The following is a 17779-nucleotide window of genomic DNA, read 5'->3' as shown; positions in this document are numbered from 1 at the left end:
GCGCGACGCTGTGAACGCTGATTGAACGCGTTTGCCGTCTAAGTGGTTGCGGAGTAACGAAAAGTTTATTGACGGGAGCTGATCGCCCGAGCGTTCAGCGCACCATCCCCAGCGCGCTGTAGGCCTGCTCCAGCGTGGGCTTCGCCAGTTCGCGGGCACGGGCGGCACCGTCGGCCAGCACCTGCGCCAGCGCCGTGCGATCGTCCAGCAGCTGCGTGAACCGGACGGTAATCGGCGCCAGCACCTCCACCAGCAGCTCGCCCAGCTTCGGCTTGAACGCGCCGAAACCCTGGCCCGCATGCTCGGCCAGCACCTGGTCGACGGTCTGATCCGTCAGCGCGGCATGGATGGTCAGCAGGTTCAGCGCCTCCGGCCGGCCGGCCAGACCTGCCGGCTCGCCAGGCAGCGGCTCGGGATCGGTCTTGGCCTTCTTGACCTTCTTCATGATCTCGTCCGCCGAATCGGTCAGGTTGATCCGGCTCAGGTCCGACGGATCGGACTTGCTCATCTTGGCGGTTCCGTCGCGCAGGCTCATGATCCGTGCCGCTGCGGGCGGGATGATCGGGTCCGGCAGGGTGAAGACCGGCTGGTCCTCCGTCGCGAAGTCGTTGTTGAACTTCTGCGCGATGTCGCGCGCCAGCTCCAGATGCTGCTTCTGGTCCTCGCCCACCGGCACATGCGTCGCCTGGTACAGCAGCACGTCGGCGGCCTGCAGCACGGGATAGGTGAACAGCGCCACGCTGGCGCCCTCGCGGTTCTTGCCGGACTTGTCCTTGAACTGCGTCATGCGGCTCAGCCAGCCCATCCGGGCGGTGCCGTTGAGCAGCCACTGCAGCTCCGCATGCTGGGGCACCTGCGCCTGGTTGAACAGGATGGAACGCGCCGGATCGATCCCGCAGGCCACCAGCGCCGCCGCCAGCTCCAGCGTGCCCGCGCGCAGCGCGGCGGGGTCGTGCGGCATGGAGATGGCGTGCATGTCCGCCAGGAAGAACAGGCATTCCGCCCCGTCCGGCAGCTCGTCCTGCATGCGCACCCAGTTGCGGATGGCGCCGAGATAATTGCCGAGATGAAGCTGCCCGGTGGGCTGGATGCCGGAGACGATACGCATGGGCACGGCCCCTAGCACATCACTCGGCAAGATCGACCGGTTTCGCGGGACGCCGCCGTCGCAGCTGCCCCAGCAGGTCGCGGTCGATCGCGCCGGCCGCATACGCCACGCCGAAGAACACCACCACACCGGCGCCGACCAGCACCGCCAGCGACAGCACCCGTTCCACCACCGTTCCACCGAAATAAGGGGCCAGCAACGGCATCAGCAGCCAGAGCACCGCACTCATCACCCCGGTCGCCAGCAATTGCCGCGCGATGCGCGAGCCCAGCCGGGCGGTGAAGCGGAACCAGCCGCGCAGCTGCAGCACCGCATACAGCACCGCCACGTTCAGCGTCGCGGTGAAGGCGGTGGCCGCCGCCAGCCCCACGATGCCGTATCGCGGCACCACGTAGAAGTTCAGCGCGATGTTCACCGCCAGCGTGGCGGCCGCGCTCCACACCGGAGTGCGCGTATCCTCCCGGCTGAAGAAGGCGGGCTGGAACACCTTCACCAGCACATAGGCGGGCAGGCCGCAGACCAGAGCTACCACGATGTCCGCCATGATCGCGCCGCTCGCCAGCGTCATCTTGCCACCCACGAAGAACGCGGTGACGAAGGCCGGCGCGCAGATCGCGAGCGCGGCGGCGGCGGGTAGCGTCAGCAGCGTCGCCACCTCCACCGCATTGGCCTGCAGCCGCTGCGCCTCGCGCATGTCCCCGCCCTGGATATGGCGCGCCAGCATCGGCAGGATCGCGGTGCCCAGCGCGATGCCGAAGATGCCCAGCGGCATCTGGTTCAGCCGGTCCGCCAGCTTCAGCAGCGTGAGCGATCCCTGCGGCAGGCTCGTGGCGAAGAACGTGTCGACCAGCTGGCTGATCTGGTAGATCCCCGCGCCGAAGGTGGCCGGCAGGATCAGCATGCCCAGCCGCCGCACGTCGGGCGTGAAGCGGGGGCGCGTCACCCGCAGCCGCACGCCGGCCCGGCGCGTGGCCCACGCCATGTAGGCCAGCTGCGCCACGCCCGCCGCCGCCAGTGCGCACGCCAGGGCCCAGGCCACCGACACGTCGCTGCCGGTCCGCTGCCGCCAGAAATAGCCGGTGACCACGCCCGCGATCAGCACCAGGTTCAGCAGCACCGGCACGAAGGCGCCCGGCGCGAAGCGGCTGCGCGCGTTCAGCAGGCCGGACAGCATCGCCACCAGGCTGACCAGCAGCAGATAGGGGAAGGTGACCCGCGACAGCGTCACCGCCAGCTCGAACTTGCCGGGCACCGCCTGATACTCGCGCGCCAGCAGCCAGACGATCCCCGGCATGGCCAGCATCGCCAGCGCGGAAAAGCCCAGCAGCACCCACACGAACACGGACAGCACGTCACCCGCGAAGCGGTCGGCCGCCTCCTCGCCGCTGGCGCCGTCCTCGGTGCCATGCAGCCGGCGGGTGTACATCGGGACGAAGGCTACGGAGAACGCGCCTTCGGCAAACAGCCGGCGGAAGGTGTTGGGCAGGGTGAAGGCCAGCTGCCAGGCATCTGCCGCCAGCCCCGCGCCCAGCACGCGGGCCACCAGCATGTCGCGGATGAAGCCGAACACCCGGCTGACCGCGGTCAGCCCGCCGATCGTACCGACATTCCTGACCAGGCTCATGAAAAGACCGGGCTCATGGAAAGACTGGGCTCATGCGCCGGCCCTGCCGTTCAGGCGATCAGGCCTCGCCCGCCGGCTCGCCCGCCAGCTGCTCGGCCTGCAGACGCTGCTGCTGCAATTGCTGCAGGTACAGGCCCTGGAAGTCGATCGGGTCCAGCAGCAGCGGCTGGAAACCGGCATCGCGCACCGCATCGGCAATCACGCGGCGGGCGAAGGGGAACAGGATGCGCGGTGCCTCGGCATACGAAAAGGCGTGGCGCTGGTCGTCGCTCATGTTGCGCATGCCCACCAGCCCGCAATAGGCCAGCTCCACCATGTAGGCGGTGCCCTGGCTGCTCTTGGCGGAGGTGGTGATCTTCAGTTCGACTTCGGTGAACTCGTCGCTGATCTGGCGCGCGGCGATGTTGAACTGCACGTCCAGCTGCGGCTGCTCCGTCCACTGGAAGCTTTCGGGCGCGCGCGGGTTCTCGACCGACAGGTCCTTGACATACTGCGTCACCAGCCCGGCGATCGGCCCGTCATCATGGCCGTTGGCGCCACTGGCGCCGTTGCCGCCCATGATGTTGTCGAGGTTGGTGAGGACGTCGCCTTGGTCGGCCATGATGAAAATGCTTTCGGTCGCTAAGATGAAACAGGCGCCGGCGCGTAGCATCGCCCCTCGATCGCTGCAACGGGCGCCATCCCGTCTGCCACCGGGGCCGTTGTGCCGCCTTGCGCGTTGCGGATTTGTGTTGTGTGCCTATTTTTGGCAGGACAGCAGGTAACTCAGGACGACACGCATGCCCGTGCCGGTCCGCAGCGGGACAAACACGTGATCGAGATCGTCATCCTCGCCATGATCGCAGCCTTTCTGGGGCTGCGGCTGTATTCCGTGCTGGGCCGCCGGGCCGAGCATGAGGAGGAGCCGGTGCCGACCCGTTTCGAACGGCCCGAAGGCACCGCCCCGCGCGCGGTGCCCGCACCGTCGCAGCCCGATATGGCCCGCCGCCCGGGCGAGGTGCAGCGCGAGATCCCCGGGGTGTCGCCCGCCATCGAAGGCGCGCTGCGGCAGATCGCCGCGGCCGACCGCCGGTTCGACATGGCGCAGTTCCTTGGCGGTGCGCGGGGCGCCTACCGCATGGTGCTGGAGGCGTTCTGGCGCGGCGATCGCGAGGAACTGCGCAGCCTGTGCGACGATGACGTCTACGCCAGCTTCGCCGCTGCGATCGACGCGCGGGAGGCTGCGGGCGAGACGCTGGAGAACCGGCTGGTCCGGATCGAGAACGTGCAGATCGAAGGCGCCAGCCTGGATGGCCGCATCGCCCGCATCGCGGTCCTGTTCGTGGCCGACGTCGCCGCTGTGACGCGCGACCGGGATGGTCATGTCATCGCCGGCTCGCTGGTCGACGCGATCGAGGCGCGCGACATCTGGACCTTCAGCCGCGATGTGTCCTCCGCCGATCCCGACTGGCTGCTGGACGAGACGGACGAGGGCTGATCCGCTCCGTCCGTTCACGCGCACCGACACCCATGCCCCGCCCGCCGCGCGGTCTTTCCGCCGACGAGCAGGCACTCTGGAGCCGGCTGGCGCGCAGCGTGACGCCGTTGCCCGGCCGTGCCCTGCCGCCGGAGCCCGCCCCGGCCGCCGCGCCGCCGCCGGTACCGGCCAAGGCCGCCCGCAAACCCGCGGCGCGCGTCATCCCCGCCCCGCCGCAGCCGGACAAGGGCCGCGTACCCCCTCTGGCCCAGCAGGTAGGGCTTGATTCCAGCTGGGAGCGGCGTCTGGCCAAGGCTGCGATCGCGCCCGACTTCACCATCGACCTGCACGGCCACACGCTGGATCAGGCCTATGACCGGCTGCACCTGGGTCTGGGGCAGGCGCGGGTGATGGGGGCACGGCTGGTGCTGCTGGTCACCGGTCGCCCGCGTCCGGTCGAGGCGGCCGATCGCGGCACCCGGCGCGGCGCGATCCGTGCCAAGGTGCTCGACTGGCTCGCTGCCGGGCCGCACGCCAGCGATGTGGTGGCGATCCGCGCCGCGCATCGCCGGCATGGCGGTGATGGCGCACTCTACCTGGTGCTGCGCCGCTCGCGGTGAAGCGTGCCAGGCGGGCGAGTGCGGCGCCAGCCAGACCGGGCTGGCAACATCCGTCGCGCCTCCGCCACCCATTGCCGCAATCGATCAGACCGATCGGATTGTTGCATTGGCGAAGGATGGTGCAGCGCACTATCTCCTGGATAGACACAGTCACCAACAACATCGGAGCATCGCAACCCATGGGTATCATCGGCAGCACCATCAAGCCGTTCAAGGCGACCGCCTATCAGGAAGGCCGCGAGTTCTTCGACGTGACGGATGCCGACATCGCCAACAAGTGGGCGATCTTCTTCTTCTACCCGGCCGATTTCACCTTCGTGTGCCCGACCGAACTGGAAGACCTGAACGAGCATTACCCGCAGCTGCAGAAGCTGGGCGTGGAAGTGTTCGGCGTGTCGACCGACACCCACTTCGCGCACAAGGCCTGGCACGACACGTCCGAGAAGATCGGCAAGATCAAGTATGCCTTCCTGGGCGACCAGCTGCACACGCTGTCCAAGAACTTCGGCGTGCTGCGCGAGGAAAGCGGCTTGGCTGATCGCGCGACCTTCGTGATCGATCCCGATGGCGTGATCCAGATCATGGAGATCACCTCGGAAGGCGTGGGCCGCAACGCGAACGAACTGGTCCGCAAGATTCGCGCCGCGCAGTATGTCCGCAACAATCCGGGTCAGGTCTGCCCGGCCGCGTGGGAAGAAGGCGAAGATACGCTGGCCCCCTCGCTGGATCTGGTCGGCAAGCTCTGACCTGACACCGACCGATAAACCCCGAGCCTAGCATCGGGTCGCGTGGCCCGGGGTCTCCTGCTCTCTCCCCCTTCCGAGCAGGATGCCCCGGGCCTTCGCGTCTGCAGTACTCACCCCCGCACAGGAGTTTCCCCATGCTCGACGCCACCATGACGCAGCAGCTGCGGCAATATCTGGGCAATCTGCGCGAGCCGATCGAGCTCGTCGCCTCGCTGGACGACGGCAAGCGCAGCGCCGACACGCGCGCCTTGCTGACCGAGATCGCGGCCCTGTCCGACCTCGTGACCGCCAGCTTCGATGGCGACGATGCGCGTCGGCCTTCCTTCATCATCCGTCGCGCGGGCGATGCCGCCAAGTGGGTCCGCTTCGCCGGCCTGCCGATGGGGCATGAATTCACTTCGCTCGTGCTGGCGCTGCTGTGGGCCGGCGGCCACCCGCCCAAGGTGTCGGACGAGGTGCTGCAGCAGATCGCCGCGCTGGAGGGTGAATACGCCTTCGAGATGTACTTCAGCCTCAGCTGCCACAACTGCCCGGACGTGGTGCAGGCACTGACGCTGATGGCGCTGTACAACCCGCACATCACCGCCACCCTGGTGGAAGGCGGCTCGTTCCAGGCTGAGGTGGACGAGCGCGGCGTGATGGCCGTGCCCGCCACCTTCCTGAATGGCGAGATGTTCGCCAGCGGGAAGATGAGCGTGGAGGAGATCCTCGCCAAGCTGGACGGCAATGCCGGCGCGCGCGCCGCCGCCAGGCTGGCCGACAAGACCCCGTTCGAGGTGCTGGTGGTCGGCGGAGGCCCCGCCGGTGCGGCGGCCGCGGTCTATACCGCGCGCAAGGGCTTCGCCACCGGCGTGGCGGCCGAACGCTTCGGCGGGCAGGTGCTGGACACGCTGGGGATCGAGAACTTCATCTCCACCTCCTACACCGAAGGGCCCAAGCTGGCCGCCCAGCTGGAGGCGCATGTCCGCGAATATCCGGTGGACATCATGAACCTGCAGACCGCGACCAGGCTGATCCCGGCCGACCGGCCCGGCGGCATGCACGAGGTGGTGTTCGACAACGGTGCATCGCTGAAGGCGCGATCCATCATCCTGTCCACCGGCGCACGCTGGCGCAATCTTGGCGTGCCGGGCGAGCAGGAGTACCGCAACAAGGGCGTGGCCTATTGCCCGCACTGCGACGGCCCGCTGTTCAAGGGCAAGCGCGTGGCGGTGATCGGCGGCGGCAATTCCGGCGTGGAGGCGGCAATCGACCTCGCCAACATCGTCGGCCACGTCACGCTGGTGGAATTCGACACGAAGCTGCGGGCGGACCAGGTGCTGGTCGACAAGCTGCGCTCCATGCGCAACGTCGATATCCTGGTGAACGCCCAGACCACGGAGGTGACCGGCGACGGCGCCCGGGTGGACGGGCTGCGCTACAAGGACCGCGCCACCGGCGCCGAACAGCATGTCGCGCTGGAAGGCGTGTTCGTGCAGATCGGCCTGGTGCCCAACACCGAATGGCTGAAGGATTGCGGGCTGGAACTGTCGAAGCACGGCGAGATCGTGATCGACGGCCATGCCGCCACCAACCTGCCCGGCGTGTTCGCGGCGGGCGACTGCACCACGGTGCCGTACAAGCAGATCATCATCGCCATGGGCGAAGGCAGCAAGGCGGCGCTGTCCGCCTTCGACTACCTGATCCGCAACGAGGCGGTGGAAGAGATCGCGCAGGCCTTCGAAGCCGCCTGATCGCAGGGCGGATGGTCGCAGGGCAGGGCGCGTCGTGGCTTCGGCTGCGGCGCGCCTTTACCTGTCATCGCTTTCCTCGTTCAATCTGTTCGGAACGAACCGTTTGGCGGTGACACGTTTGGCGCATAGTCTCCTCGCCATAAGGCAAGGAGAGATGCCATGGACATGAAGACCGGCGAGATGACGGGCGGCTGCCCGTTCAACGACAACGTCAAGCCACGCACGCTGCTCGGGCGGACCAACCGTGACTGGTGGCCCGATTCGCTGCCGCTGGAAATCCTGCATTATGGCGGCCTCTCGCCCGACCCGATGGGCAGCGACTTCGTGTACAGCGAGGCATTCAGGCAGCTCGACTACGCCGCGCTGAAGGCCGACATCCTGGCATTGATGACCGATTCCAAGCCCTGGTGGCCGGCGGATTACGGCCATTACGGCCCGTTCTTCATCCGCATGGCCTGGCACGCGGCGGGCACCTACCGCACGGCGGATGGCCGCGGCGGGGCCAATAGCGGGCAGCAGCGGTTCGAGCCGCTCAACTCCTGGCCCGACAACGGCAACCTCGACAAGGCGCGGCGCTTGCTGTGGCCGATCAAGCAGAAGTACGGCAAGCACATCAGCTGGGCCGACCTGTTCATCCTGACCGGCAACGTGGCCATCGAATCGATGGGCGGGCCGGTGTTCGGCTTCGGCGGCGGCCGGGCCGACGTGTTCGAGGCGGAGCGTGACGTCTACTGGGGCTCGGAAGAGACCATGGTCGGCCATGCGGACAACAAGACGCGCATCCTGCCGGAGGAGGAACTCGACCTCGAGACTCCGCTCGCCGCGATCCAGATGGGCCTCATCTACGTCAATCCCGAAGGGCGCGGCGGCAACATGGACCCGCTGCAATCCGCGCACGACATCAAGGTCACGTTCGAGCGGATGGCGATGAACCCGGAGGAGACGGTGGCGCTCACCGCCGGCGGCCACACCTTCGGCAAGGCGCACGGCGCGGGCGATGCCAGCCTGGTCGACAAGTCGCCCGGCGAGGCGGAGATCCACCTGCAGGGCCTGGGTTGGACCAGCAAGTTCGAGACCGGCAACGGCGCGCACACCATCACCAGCGGGATCGAGGGCGCGTGGGTCAACACGCCCACCGAATGGAGCGAGAACTACTTCCGCCTGCTGCTCGATTACGATTACGAGATCGTCGAAAGCCCCGCCGGCGCACGCCAGTGGCAGCCGATCAACCAGCGGGAGGAGGACATGGCGCCGGACGCGCATGATCCGTCCCGCAAGGTGCCGACCATGATGACGACGGCCGACATGGCGATGAAGATGGACCCGGAATTCCGCGCAATCTCCGAAAGGTTCCGCAACGATCACGAGGCATTCAAGGATGCCTTCGCCCGCGCCTGGTTCAAGCTGACCCATCGCGACATGGGGCCCAAGGTCCGCTACCTCGGTCCCGAAGTGCCGGAAGAGGACCTGATCTGGCAGGACCCGGTCCCCGCCGGCACGATGCCGTCCGACGCTGATGTCGCCGCCTTCAGGCAGGCGATCCTGGGCGCCGGGTTCACGGTCGGGCAGCTGGTCCGCACGGCATGGGCCTCCGCCTCGACCTACCGCCGGTCCGACCATCGCGGCGGCGCCAACGGGGCGCGCATCCGGCTGGAGCCGCAGCGTGGCTGGGCGGTCAACGAACCGGAGGAGCTGTCGCAGGTCCTGGCCGGCATCGATGCGGTGCGTGGATCGCTGTCGATGGCCGATGCCATCGTCCTCGCCGGCACCGCCGCGGTGGAGAAGGCGGCACGGGACGCCGGGTTCGCTGTGGATGTGCCGTTCAAGGGCGGCCGTGGCGATGCGACGCAGGACTGGACCGATGCCGAAAGCTTCGCCGTGATGGAGCCGCTGGCCGATGGCTTCCGCAACTACCTGAAGACGCGGCAATCGGTAAAGACGGAGGAGCTGCTGCTCGATCGTGCCTCGCTGCTCGGCCTCTCCGGCCCCGAGATGACGGTGCTGGTGGGCGGGCTGCGGGTGCTCGGCGCCAATCACGGGGACAAGCCGGAAGGCGTGTTCACCACCCGCAAGGGGCAGCTGACGAACGACTTCTTCGTCAACCTGCTCGACATGGACACCATGTGGGAGCTGGTCGATTCCACCAGCGACGAGGAGTTCATCGGCTATGATCGCGGCGGCCGGCAGGAGAAGTGGCGCGCCACCCGCACGGACCTGATCTTCGGCTCCAACTCGCAGCTGCGCGCCACGGCCGAGGTCTATGCCGAACGCGGCAACGAGGAGAAGTTCGTGCGCGACTTCATCAAGGCTTGGTGCAAGGTGATGGATGCCGACCGCTTCGACGTGGAAAGCCGCCCTGTGGGCGATCGCCGCGTCTGATCTGATGCCGATACCTGACTTCCCCCTGCCCCGTAACGGGGAGGGGGCGAGGCCCTAGACGGGGTCGCGGGAACCGGTCCCGTCCTCTGGCAGGGCGGGGCTGGTTTTCGCATGGGACCGCATCTCCGCGATCCGGCTCCGCACCATGGGCATGGTCAGCATCGTGCTGCCCAGCGCCATCAGCAGCAGCGCGGTGAAGGTGTCGGCGGTGATGATCTGCCGGTCCAGCAGGATGTTGGCGAAGATGATCATGATCAGCGCCTTGGTCTGCAGCAGCCAGCCGATCGTCAGCCCTTCGCCCTTCGGCCAGCCGAGCAGCCGCCCGGCCAGCCCCACGCCCGCCAGCTTGCCGCCGACCGACGCCACCAGCAGCAGGCCGGCCGCCGCAAACACCGTCCATCCGCCCATGCCCCATTCGGTGCGCAGGCCGGTGGACAGGAAGAACACCGGCATCAGCGCCAGCAGCACGAAGCCGCGGAACCGGTCCATCGCCGCCTGGTCGAACAGCCGGGCATCCAGCACCATGCCCGACAGGAAGGCACCGACCATGAAGTGCAGGCCCGCCCAGTCGCCGGCAAAGCCGCAGGCGGCCAGCCAGATCAGGCTGAGTGCCCAGCGATCCGCCGCGCTGACCCGTGCCATCAGCCAGCGTACCGCCAGCGCAGCGGGCACGAACCCGATCAGGAACGCGCCCTGCCGGCCCACCCGCTCCCAATCCAGCAGGATCAGCGCCAGCACGCCCCAGATCGCTACGTCGTCCAGGCTGGCATAGCGCAGTACGCGCTGGCCCAGCGGCGCGCGCAGGATGTCCAGCCGTTCCAGGAACAGCACCAGGATCGGCAACGCGGTGACGGCGCACGCCATGCCGATGCCCAGCACCACCTGCCAGTCCGCCCCCGCCGGCCCGCGCCAGCCGGGCGCCTGCAGCAGCAGCAGCGCCGCCCCGCTGCCCGCCAGCAGCGGCACGGCCAGCGCGAGGCCCGCGGTGACGCCCGTTTCCGTCCGTCGGCGCCAGGCCTCCACGATGTCCAGCTCGATGCCGGCGACCCACACGAACATCATCACCGCCCACATCGCAACGCCGTTCAGGGAAGTGATCGTGGCAGGGGTGAAGATCGTGGCGTAAGCCGCCGGCCAGGCCACGCCCAGCACGCCCGGCCCCAGCAGGATGCCGCCGACGATCTGCACCACCACCAGCGGTGCCCAGCCATCGGTCCGCCCCAGCCGCCAGACCAGCCATGGCAGCGCATAGATCACCAGCATGGCCAGCAGGAATGCTTCAGCGGCATTCATGTGCATTCTATCTTCCCCCGTCTCCGCGCGCTGTAGAGCAGTGGAGGTGATCTAGGGAAGGGGCCCTAGCGCGCGACGGCGAAGAACATCGTTCCCATCGTGCTGTCGCAGCTGCCCGAGATGGAGCGTTCGCCCGGGGCGATCCGGCCGGAGCAATCGCCGCTCGATCCGTTGGCCTGGTTGCGGAAGCTGTATTGCAGCTGCTGACCGGCGATCGTGCCTTCGCCCTGCGCGATAAGCTGCCCGGCGGCATAACCTTCGATGGCCACATCCGTCCCGTCCTGCATGATGCGGTAGGTAAAACCGTCGGGATCACGCCACAGGCCGTCGATCTGCGGCACGGTCGCGACCAGCCGTGCCGGCTCCGGCGGGTCGGGTTCGGCTGGCGGATCGTCTGTCCGCTGCGCGTCCGGCACGTCGGCGTCGTCCGGGCGCGGGACAGGGGTGACCGGCCCGGACTGTTGCGGGCCGGCCGTGTCGTCCGGCACCGGTACGACGGTCGTCTCGCGTTGCAGCAGCACCGCCGCCACCACCCCGGCCAGTCCGAACACCAGCATGCCGAACACCAGCAGCCGCGTCCGTTCACCGGCATTGCGGAACAGCAGCACCGCCACGCCGCCGGCAATCAGGATGACGAGCGAAATGACGCCCAGCGCGCTGCTCGCGGCGGCGCCGATGATCTTGTCCCAGGGCATCTGCGCGGCGCTTGCTTCCATCGACTCGCGCCTGCCCCCTGCTTCACCCCATCTGTGCGCGGTGTAGCAACTTGTGGTCGGCGAGCACCAGCGCCATCATCGCCTCCACCACCGGCACCCCGCGGATGCCGACGCACGGATCATGCCGCCCCTTGGTGGCCAGCTGCGTCGCCTCACCGTCGCGCGTGATCGTGTCCTGCGGGATCAGGATCGAACTGGTCGGCTTGAACGCGACGCGCACCACCACCGGCTGCCCCGTGGCGATCCCGCCGGCGATGCCGCCCGCATGATTGGCGGTGAACTCGACACCATCAACCCCGGGCCGCATCGGATCGGCATTGTCCTCGCCCCGCAGCGCAGCGGCGGCCATGCCTTCGCCGATCTCCACGCCCTTGACCGCATTGATCCCCATCATCCCCGCCGCCAGATCCGCATCCAGCTTGGCATAAAGCGGCGCGCCCCAGCCCGCCGGCACGCCGGTGGCCACGCATTCGACCAGCGCGCCCAGGCTCGACCCGTCCTTGCGGGCCGCATCCACCAATCCCTCCCAGCGCGCGGCGGCGACAGGGTCGGGGCAGAAGAACGGGTTGCGGCCGATCTCCGCCGCATCGAAGTTCGCCGGATCGACCGCATCGCCGCCGATCGCGCTGACCCAGGCCGTGATTGTCACTTCCGGGATCACCAGCCGCGCCACGGCGCCCGCCGCCACCCGCGCCGCGGTCTCCCGCGCGCTGGACCGCCCGCCGCCGCGATAATCGCGCAGGCCGTACTTCGCGTCATAGGCATAATCGGCATGGCCGGGGCGGTATGCCTTGGCGACCTCGCCATAATCCTTGGACCGCTGGTCGGTGTTCTCGATCATCAGGCTGATCGGCGTGCCGGTGGTCTGCCCCTCGAACGTGCCGGACAGGATCCGCACCTCGTCTGCCTCGCGCCGCTGCGTGGTGAAGCGGCTGGTGCCGGGCTTGCGTGCATCTAGGAAGGGCTGGATGTCCGCTTCGCTCAGGCGCAGCCCCGGCGGGCACCCGTCGACCACCGCGCCCAGCGCCGGCCCGTGGCTCTCGCCCCAGGTGGTGAACCGCAAGACCCGCCCGAATGTGTTCCAGCTCATGGCACGCGCTATCGCCAGAATGACGGCATCTGTCCATGGCCGGCAACATGGCGAAACTTTCCTACTCGCCGCCGATCTGGCAGGTGGGCGCCATGCAGCTTTCCCCCGCTTCCCACCGTGACACTGCCGGCGCTCACCGCGACACTCGCGTCGCCTGTCGCGACATCGCGCACCGGCAAGGCGACACATCGGTTCGCCATCGCGACACCAGCCCGCGCCCGGGCGACACCTGCGGCCGCCACCGTGACGCCTTCCCGCGCCATGGTGCCGGCCGCCCCCGGCAAGGTGGCGCGTTCCGGGCGGTCTACAGTGCAACCTGTGTCACCCCCCCGGCGGGGGGCGGGCGATGATCGCCCGCCTTTCCGGCCGGCTGCTGGAGACCGGGCTCGACTGGGCGATCATCGATGTCGGCGGGGTCGGCTACATGGTCCATTGCTCCAGCCGCACCCTGTCCGCGCTGGGCCATGTGGGGGAGGCGTGTACCGTGCATACCGACCTGCAGGTGTCGGAAACCGACCTGCGCCTGCTCGGCTTCGCCAAGGGGGAGGAACGGGACTGGTTCCGTCTGCTGACCCATGTGCAGGGCGTGGGGTCGAAGGTCGCGCTGGCGATCCTCTCCGCCCTCGCGCCGGCCGAGCTGCGCGATGCCTGCGCCGCTGGTGATGCGGCCAGCGTGTCGCGGGCCCAGGGCGTGGGGCCGAAGCTGGCGGCGCGCATCGTCAACGAACTGAAGGACAAGGCCGGCGCCATGCCCGGTGGCGGCGGCGTCGCGGCGATGGCGGCGGCCACGCCGGGCAGCCTCAGCGGCGATGCGGTCAGCGCGCTGCAGAACCTCGGCTTCAAGCCAGCGGTCGCGGCCGGCGCCGTGGCCCGCGCGCAGGAGGAGCTGGGCGAGGACGCCGACCTCAACACGCTGGTCCGCGTGGCGCTGAAGCTGGCGGCAGGATGAGCGGAGCAGGATCATGAGCACCAATCCCGAACTGTCGCCCGCCCGTCAGCCGGAGGATGTCGACGCTGCGCTGCGGCCCAAGAGCCTGCGCGACTTCACCGGGCAGGAAGCCGCGCGGGAGAACCTGCGCGTCTTCATCGAATCGGCGAAGGGGCGGGGGGAAGCGATGGACCATGTCCTGTTCTTCGGCCCGCCGGGTCTGGGCAAGACCACGCTGGCGCAGATCGTGGCCAAGGAACTGGGCGTGGGCTTCCGCGCCACCAGCGGCCCGGTGATCGCCAAGGCGGGCGACCTGGCGGCGCTGCTGACCAATCTCGAACCGCATGACGTGCTGTTCATCGACGAGATCCACCGCCTGAATCCTGTGGTCGAGGAGGTGCTCTATCCGGCTATGGAGGATCGCGCGCTCGACCTGATCATCGGCGAAGGGCCCTCGGCGCGCAGCGTGCGCATCGACCTGCCGCCCTTTACCCTGATCGGCGCCACCACGCGGCAGGGGCTGCTGACCACCCCCTTGCGCGACCGCTTCGGCATCCCGCTGCGACTGGTGTTCTATACCGAAGGCGAACTGACCCGGGTGGTCAGCCGCGCCGCCGGCCTGCTCGGCCTCGTCATCGACCCGGACGGCGCGCGGGAGATCGCCCGCCGCAGCCGCGGCACGCCGCGCGTCGCCGGCCGTCTGCTGCGCCGCGTGCGCGACTTCGCCCATGTGGCGGGCCGCGACGTGGTGACGCGGACCCTGGCGGACGAGGCGCTGACCCGGCTGGAGGTCGACAGCCTCGGCCTCGATGCGATGGACCGCCGCTACCTCCAGATGATCGCCGGTATCTACAAGGGCGGGCCGGTGGGGGTGGAGACGCTCGCCGCCGGCCTGGCCGAACCGCGCGACACGATCGAGGAGGTGGTGGAGCCGTTCCTGATCCAGCTCGGCCTCGTCGCCCGCACCGCGCGCGGGCGGTGCCTGAACGATGGCGGGTGGAAGCATCTCGGCCTCTCGCCACCCAGCGGACCGCAGGGCGGGCTGTTCGACGAGGCGGAATAGAAAAGGGCGGCCCCGTCGCCAGGGCCGCCCTCTCTTTCTCAGGTCCGGTAAGGCTTACGCAGCCAGGTTGCGCAGCACGTACTGCAGAATGCCGCCGTTCTGGTAATACTCGAACTCGTTGGCGGTATCGATGCGGCACTTGGCGGTGAAGGTGAAGGTCTCGCCCGTGGCGCGGGTCACCTGGACTTCCACGTCCTGCAGCGGCTTCAGCGTGGCCAGGCCCAGGATGGTGAAGCTGTCATTGCCCGTCAGGCCCAGCGTCTCGCGCGTGTCGCCATTCTGGAACTGCAGCGGCAGCACGCCCATGCCCACCAGGTTGGAGCGGTGGATACGCTCGAAGCTTTCCACGATCACCGCGCGCACACCCAGCAGCACGGTACCCTTGGCCGCCCAGTCGCGGCTGGAGCCGGTGCCGTATTCCTTGCCGCCGATCACCACCAGCGGGGTGTTGTCCGCCTTGTGCTTCTGCGCAGCGTCATAGATCGCCATGACCTCCGTGCCGTAGCGGGTCATGCCGCCCTCGATCCCGGGCACCATCTCGTTGCGGATGCGGATGTTGGCAAAGGTGCCGCGCATCATCACCTCGTGATGGCCACGACGCGAGCCGTAAGAGTTGAAATCCTTGCGCTCCACCCCGTGCTCCATCAGCCAGCGGCCTGCCGGGCTGTCGGCCTTGATCGAACCCGCCGGGCTGATGTGGTCGGTGGTGATCGAATCGCCCAGGATCGCCAGCGGCTTCGCCTCAACGATGTCGGTCACCGGCGCCGGGGTCATGTCCATGCCCTCGAAATAGGGCGGGTTGGCGACGTAGGTCGAATCGGCGCGCCACGAATAGGTTTCCGATCCGGTAACGTCGATCGCCTGCCAGTGCTCGTCACCCTTGTAGACGTCGGCATAACGGGCCTGGAACATCTGGCGATCGACGCTGGCGGTCATCAGTTCGGCAACTTCCAGATTGGTGGGCCAGATGTCCTTCAGGAACACGTCCTGCCCGTTGCTGCCGGTGCCGATCGGAGTGGTGATGAAGTCGCTGATCACCGTGCCCTTCAGCGCGTAGGCAACCACCAGCGGCGGGCTGGCGAGGAAGTTGGCGCGCACGTCCGGCGATACGCGCCCTTCGAAGTTGCGGTTGCCGGAGATCACGGCGCTGGCGACCAGGCCGTTCTCGTTGATCGCCTTGCTGATCGGTTCGGCCAGCGGGCCGGAATTGCCGATGCAGGTGGTGCAGCCATAACCGACCAGGTTGAAGCCGATATTGTCGAGATGGGTCTGCAACCCGGCCTTGTTCAGGTAGTCGGTGACGACCTGCGAGCCCGGCGCCAGGCTGGTCTTGACCCAAGGCTTGGGCTTCAGGCCCAGCTCGTCCGCCTTCTTGGCGACGAGACCGGCGGCGACCAGCACGGACGGGTTGGAGGTGTTGGTGCAGCTGGTGATGGCGGCGATCATCACGTCGCCATCGCCGATGTCGAAATCCTTGCCTTCCACCGGCACGCGCCGGGCCGACTTCTTGTAGGTTTCGGCCATGTCACGGTTGAACACGTCATCGACGTCCGGCAGCGCGACCCAGTCCTGCGGACGCTTGGGGCCGGCGAGCGAAGGGACGACGGTCGCCAGGTCCAGTTCCAGCGTGGAGGAGAACACCGGATCCTCGGCATCCGGCAGCATCCAGAAGCCCTGTTCCTTGGCATAGGCTTCGACCAGCGCGATCTGCTCTTCCTCGCGCCCGGTCAGGCGCAGATAGTCCAGCGTCTTGTCGTCGATGCCGAAGAAGCCGCAGGTGGCGCCATATTCCGGCGCCATGTTGGCCAGCGTCGCGCGATCGGCCAGCGACAGCGAAGCGAGGCCGGGGCCGAAATATTCCACGAACCGGCCGACCACGCCATGCTTGCGCAGCATGGAGGTGCAGGTCAGCACCAGATCGGTGGCGGTGACGCCTTCCATCAGTTCGCCGGTGAACTTGAAGCCGACCACTTCGGGGATCAGCATGGACACGGGCTGGCCAAGCATCGCGGCCTCCGCCTCGATCCCGCCGACGCCCCAGCCCAGCACGCCCAGGCCGTTGACCATGGTGGTGTGGCTGTCGGTGCCGACGCAGGTGTCGGGATAGGCGACCAGCTGGCCGTCCTGGTCCTCGCTCGACCAGACGGTCTTGGCGATGTTCTCCAGATTGACCTGGTGGCAGATGCCGGTGCCCGGGGGCACGGCATAGAAGTTGTCGAGCGACTTGGAGCCCCACTTGAGGAAGTCGTAACGCTCCATGTTGCGTTCGTACTCGATCTCCATGTTCTGTTCGAACGCCCGGGGGTGGCCGAACTCGTCCACCATGACGGAGTGATCGATCACCAGGTTGACCGGCACCTGCGGATTGATCTTGCTGGTATCGCCGCCCAGCTTCACGATCGCATCGCGCATGGCGGCCAGATCGACCACGCAGGGGACGCCGGTGAAGTCCTGCAGCAGCACGCGGGCCGGGCGGTACTGGATTTCCTTGCCGGTGGTCGGGTTCTTCTGCCAGTCGGCGATCGCCTGGATGTCACCGACCGAAACGGTGAAGCCCGCATCTTCGAACCGGAGCAGGTTTTCCAGCAGCACCTTCATGGAGAAGGGCAGGCGAGAGATGTCGCCGATCTTTTCCGACGCCTTGGCGAAGGAATAATAGGCGTAGCTCTTGTCACCCACAGCCAGTGTGCTGCGGGTATCGAGCGAGTTCTTGCCGACCTGGGTCATGGCGGATTGGTCCCTTTCGCTGTTCCGTTGCGGCGGCACGCGAAATGGGCCAGCCGTTTCCGGCTGGCAGTTGCGCGTTCGCAGGCGCAAGGTCAAGCGCCGCCACGCGGAACTGGCGCGGGTGGACGCCAGTTCTTCCGATATGTCGCACCCAAAATACCGATTCCCGGCGATAGTGCAACGCGGTTGCAACAACGCGCGGCTCGCCACATGGAGCGGGATCTGCGATGATGACGATAAATGGCCGCTGCCGGCACGGGATTCACATGCCAGCAAGCGAACTGATGTAGGGTTTT

Annotated in this window: 14 protein-coding genes; 7 read left to right on the top strand and 7 right to left on the bottom strand. The window is 67.9% G+C overall.

What is annotated here, in order from left to right; all coding sequences use genetic code 11:
* Nucleotides 1–94 precede the first annotated feature (94 nt).
* Genes trpS through secB form a run of 3 tightly spaced genes read right to left on the bottom strand, consistent with a single transcriptional unit; the run spans nucleotide 95 to nucleotide 3333 of the window.
* Nucleotides 95–1108 (bottom strand): tryptophan--tRNA ligase, encoded by a 1014-nt coding sequence (trpS, locus tag PK98_RS09795; protein ID WP_039096691.1) that lies wholly within the window; start codon nucleotides 1106–1108, stop codon nucleotides 95–97.
* Nucleotides 1109–1127: 19 nt separating this feature from the next.
* Nucleotides 1128–2732 (bottom strand): murein biosynthesis integral membrane protein MurJ, encoded by a 1605-nt coding sequence (murJ, locus tag PK98_RS09790; RefSeq protein WP_039096689.1) that lies wholly within the window; start codon nucleotides 2730–2732, stop codon nucleotides 1128–1130.
* Between the two features lie 58 nt (nucleotides 2733–2790).
* On the bottom strand, nucleotides 2791–3333 hold the full coding sequence (gene secB, locus PK98_RS09785) for a protein-export chaperone SecB (RefSeq protein WP_039097501.1): 543 nt from the start codon (nucleotides 3331–3333) through the stop codon (nucleotides 2791–2793).
* A gap of 210 nt (nucleotides 3334–3543) precedes the next feature.
* Here secB and PK98_RS09780 point away from each other — a divergent pair, with 210 nt between their 5' ends.
* From PK98_RS09780 to katG, 5 genes are all read left to right on the top strand, one after another.
* The gene (locus PK98_RS09780; protein WP_152608629.1) at nucleotides 3544–4209 is read left to right on the top strand and encodes a Tim44/TimA family putative adaptor protein; all 666 of its coding nucleotides are present in this window, start codon (nucleotides 3544–3546) and stop codon (nucleotides 4207–4209) included.
* A gap of 32 nt (nucleotides 4210–4241) precedes the next feature.
* Entirely contained in the window at nucleotides 4242–4808 is a 567-nt protein-coding gene (locus PK98_RS09775; RefSeq protein ID WP_039096687.1) for a Smr/MutS family protein, read from the top strand.
* A gap of 179 nt (nucleotides 4809–4987) precedes the next feature.
* A complete protein-coding gene (gene ahpC, locus PK98_RS09770) occupies nucleotides 4988–5554 on the top strand; it encodes an alkyl hydroperoxide reductase subunit C (protein WP_039097499.1) in 567 nt (188 codons plus the stop codon).
* A 134-nt stretch (nucleotides 5555–5688) separates the two neighbouring features.
* The gene (gene ahpF, locus PK98_RS09765; RefSeq protein WP_039096685.1) at nucleotides 5689–7287 is read left to right on the top strand and encodes an alkyl hydroperoxide reductase subunit F; all 1599 of its coding nucleotides are present in this window, start codon (nucleotides 5689–5691) and stop codon (nucleotides 7285–7287) included.
* 159 nt (nucleotides 7288–7446) lie between these two features.
* Nucleotides 7447–9666 (top strand): catalase/peroxidase HPI, encoded by a 2220-nt coding sequence (gene katG, locus PK98_RS09760; RefSeq protein ID WP_039096683.1) that lies wholly within the window; start codon nucleotides 7447–7449, stop codon nucleotides 9664–9666.
* 54 nt (nucleotides 9667–9720) lie between these two features.
* Here the strand turns inward: katG and PK98_RS09755 are convergent, their stop codons facing one another.
* From PK98_RS09755 to aroC, 3 genes are all read right to left on the bottom strand, one after another.
* Nucleotides 9721–10959, bottom strand: coding sequence for a cation:proton antiporter (locus PK98_RS09755; RefSeq protein WP_200885022.1), 1239 nt, complete (start codon nucleotides 10957–10959; stop codon nucleotides 9721–9723).
* Between the two features lie 65 nt (nucleotides 10960–11024).
* A complete protein-coding gene (locus tag PK98_RS09750; RefSeq protein ID WP_039096681.1) occupies nucleotides 11025–11675 on the bottom strand; it encodes a hypothetical protein in 651 nt (216 codons plus the stop codon).
* A 22-nt stretch (nucleotides 11676–11697) separates the two neighbouring features.
* Nucleotides 11698–12765 carry a chorismate synthase gene (gene aroC / locus PK98_RS09745; RefSeq protein WP_039096680.1) on the bottom strand — a complete coding sequence of 356 codons (1068 nt, stop codon included), beginning with the start codon at nucleotides 12763–12765 and terminating at the stop codon, nucleotides 11698–11700.
* Nucleotides 12766–13111: 346 nt separating this feature from the next.
* On the opposite strand from aroC, the gene ruvA reads away from it, so the two are divergent.
* Nucleotides 13112–13714, top strand: a complete 603-nt coding sequence (ruvA, locus tag PK98_RS09740) for a Holliday junction branch migration protein RuvA (protein WP_039096678.1) — start codon at nucleotides 13112–13114, stop codon at nucleotides 13712–13714.
* A gap of 13 nt (nucleotides 13715–13727) precedes the next feature.
* Entirely contained in the window at nucleotides 13728–14756 is a 1029-nt protein-coding gene (ruvB, locus tag PK98_RS09735; protein ID WP_039096676.1) for a Holliday junction branch migration DNA helicase RuvB, read from the top strand.
* A 54-nt stretch (nucleotides 14757–14810) separates the two neighbouring features.
* Here ruvB and acnA read toward each other — a convergent pair whose 3' ends face one another.
* On the bottom strand, nucleotides 14811–17483 hold the full coding sequence (acnA, locus tag PK98_RS09730; RefSeq protein ID WP_039096674.1) for an aconitate hydratase AcnA: 2673 nt from the start codon (nucleotides 17481–17483) through the stop codon (nucleotides 14811–14813).
* Nucleotides 17484–17779: the final 296 nt, after the last annotated feature.

Origin of the sequence: Croceibacterium mercuriale, assembly GCF_000802385.1 — a bacterium.
Taxonomy (GTDB): Bacteria; Pseudomonadota; Alphaproteobacteria; order Sphingomonadales; family Sphingomonadaceae; genus Croceibacterium; species Croceibacterium mercuriale.
The sequence above is the reverse complement of the archived record's forward strand: the minus strand, read 5'-3'. Positions and strand labels throughout refer to the sequence as shown.

Bases quoted from the DNA above. Each gene is read 5' to 3' on its own strand.
- acnA (WP_039096674.1), bottom strand. From the start codon at position 17,483: ATGACCCAGGTCGGCAAGAACTCGCTCGATACCCGCAGCACACTGGCT.
- PK98_RS09750 (WP_039096681.1), bottom strand. From the start codon at position 11,675: ATGGAAGCAAGCGCCGCGCAGATGCCCTGGGACAAGATCATCGGCGCC.
- secB (WP_039097501.1), bottom strand. From the start codon at position 3,333: ATGGCCGACCAAGGCGACGTCCTCACCAACCTCGACAACATCATGGGC.
- ahpC (WP_039097499.1), top strand. From the start codon at position 4,988: ATGGGTATCATCGGCAGCACCATCAAGCCGTTCAAGGCGACCGCCTAT.
- PK98_RS09775 (WP_039096687.1), top strand. From the start codon at position 4,242: ATGCCCCGCCCGCCGCGCGGTCTTTCCGCCGACGAGCAGGCACTCTGG.
- PK98_RS09755 (WP_200885022.1), bottom strand. From the start codon at position 10,959: ATGAATGCCGCTGAAGCATTCCTGCTGGCCATGCTGGTGATCTATGCG.
- ruvA (WP_039096678.1), top strand. From the start codon at position 13,112: ATGATCGCCCGCCTTTCCGGCCGGCTGCTGGAGACCGGGCTCGACTGG.
- aroC (WP_039096680.1), bottom strand. From the start codon at position 12,765: ATGAGCTGGAACACATTCGGGCGGGTCTTGCGGTTCACCACCTGGGGC.
- murJ (WP_039096689.1), bottom strand. From the start codon at position 2,732: ATGAGCCTGGTCAGGAATGTCGGTACGATCGGCGGGCTGACCGCGGTC.
- ruvB (WP_039096676.1), top strand. From the start codon at position 13,728: ATGAGCACCAATCCCGAACTGTCGCCCGCCCGTCAGCCGGAGGATGTC.
- trpS (WP_039096691.1), bottom strand. From the start codon at position 1,108: ATGCGTATCGTCTCCGGCATCCAGCCCACCGGGCAGCTTCATCTCGGC.
- ahpF (WP_039096685.1), top strand. From the start codon at position 5,689: ATGCTCGACGCCACCATGACGCAGCAGCTGCGGCAATATCTGGGCAAT.
- katG (WP_039096683.1), top strand. From the start codon at position 7,447: ATGGACATGAAGACCGGCGAGATGACGGGCGGCTGCCCGTTCAACGAC.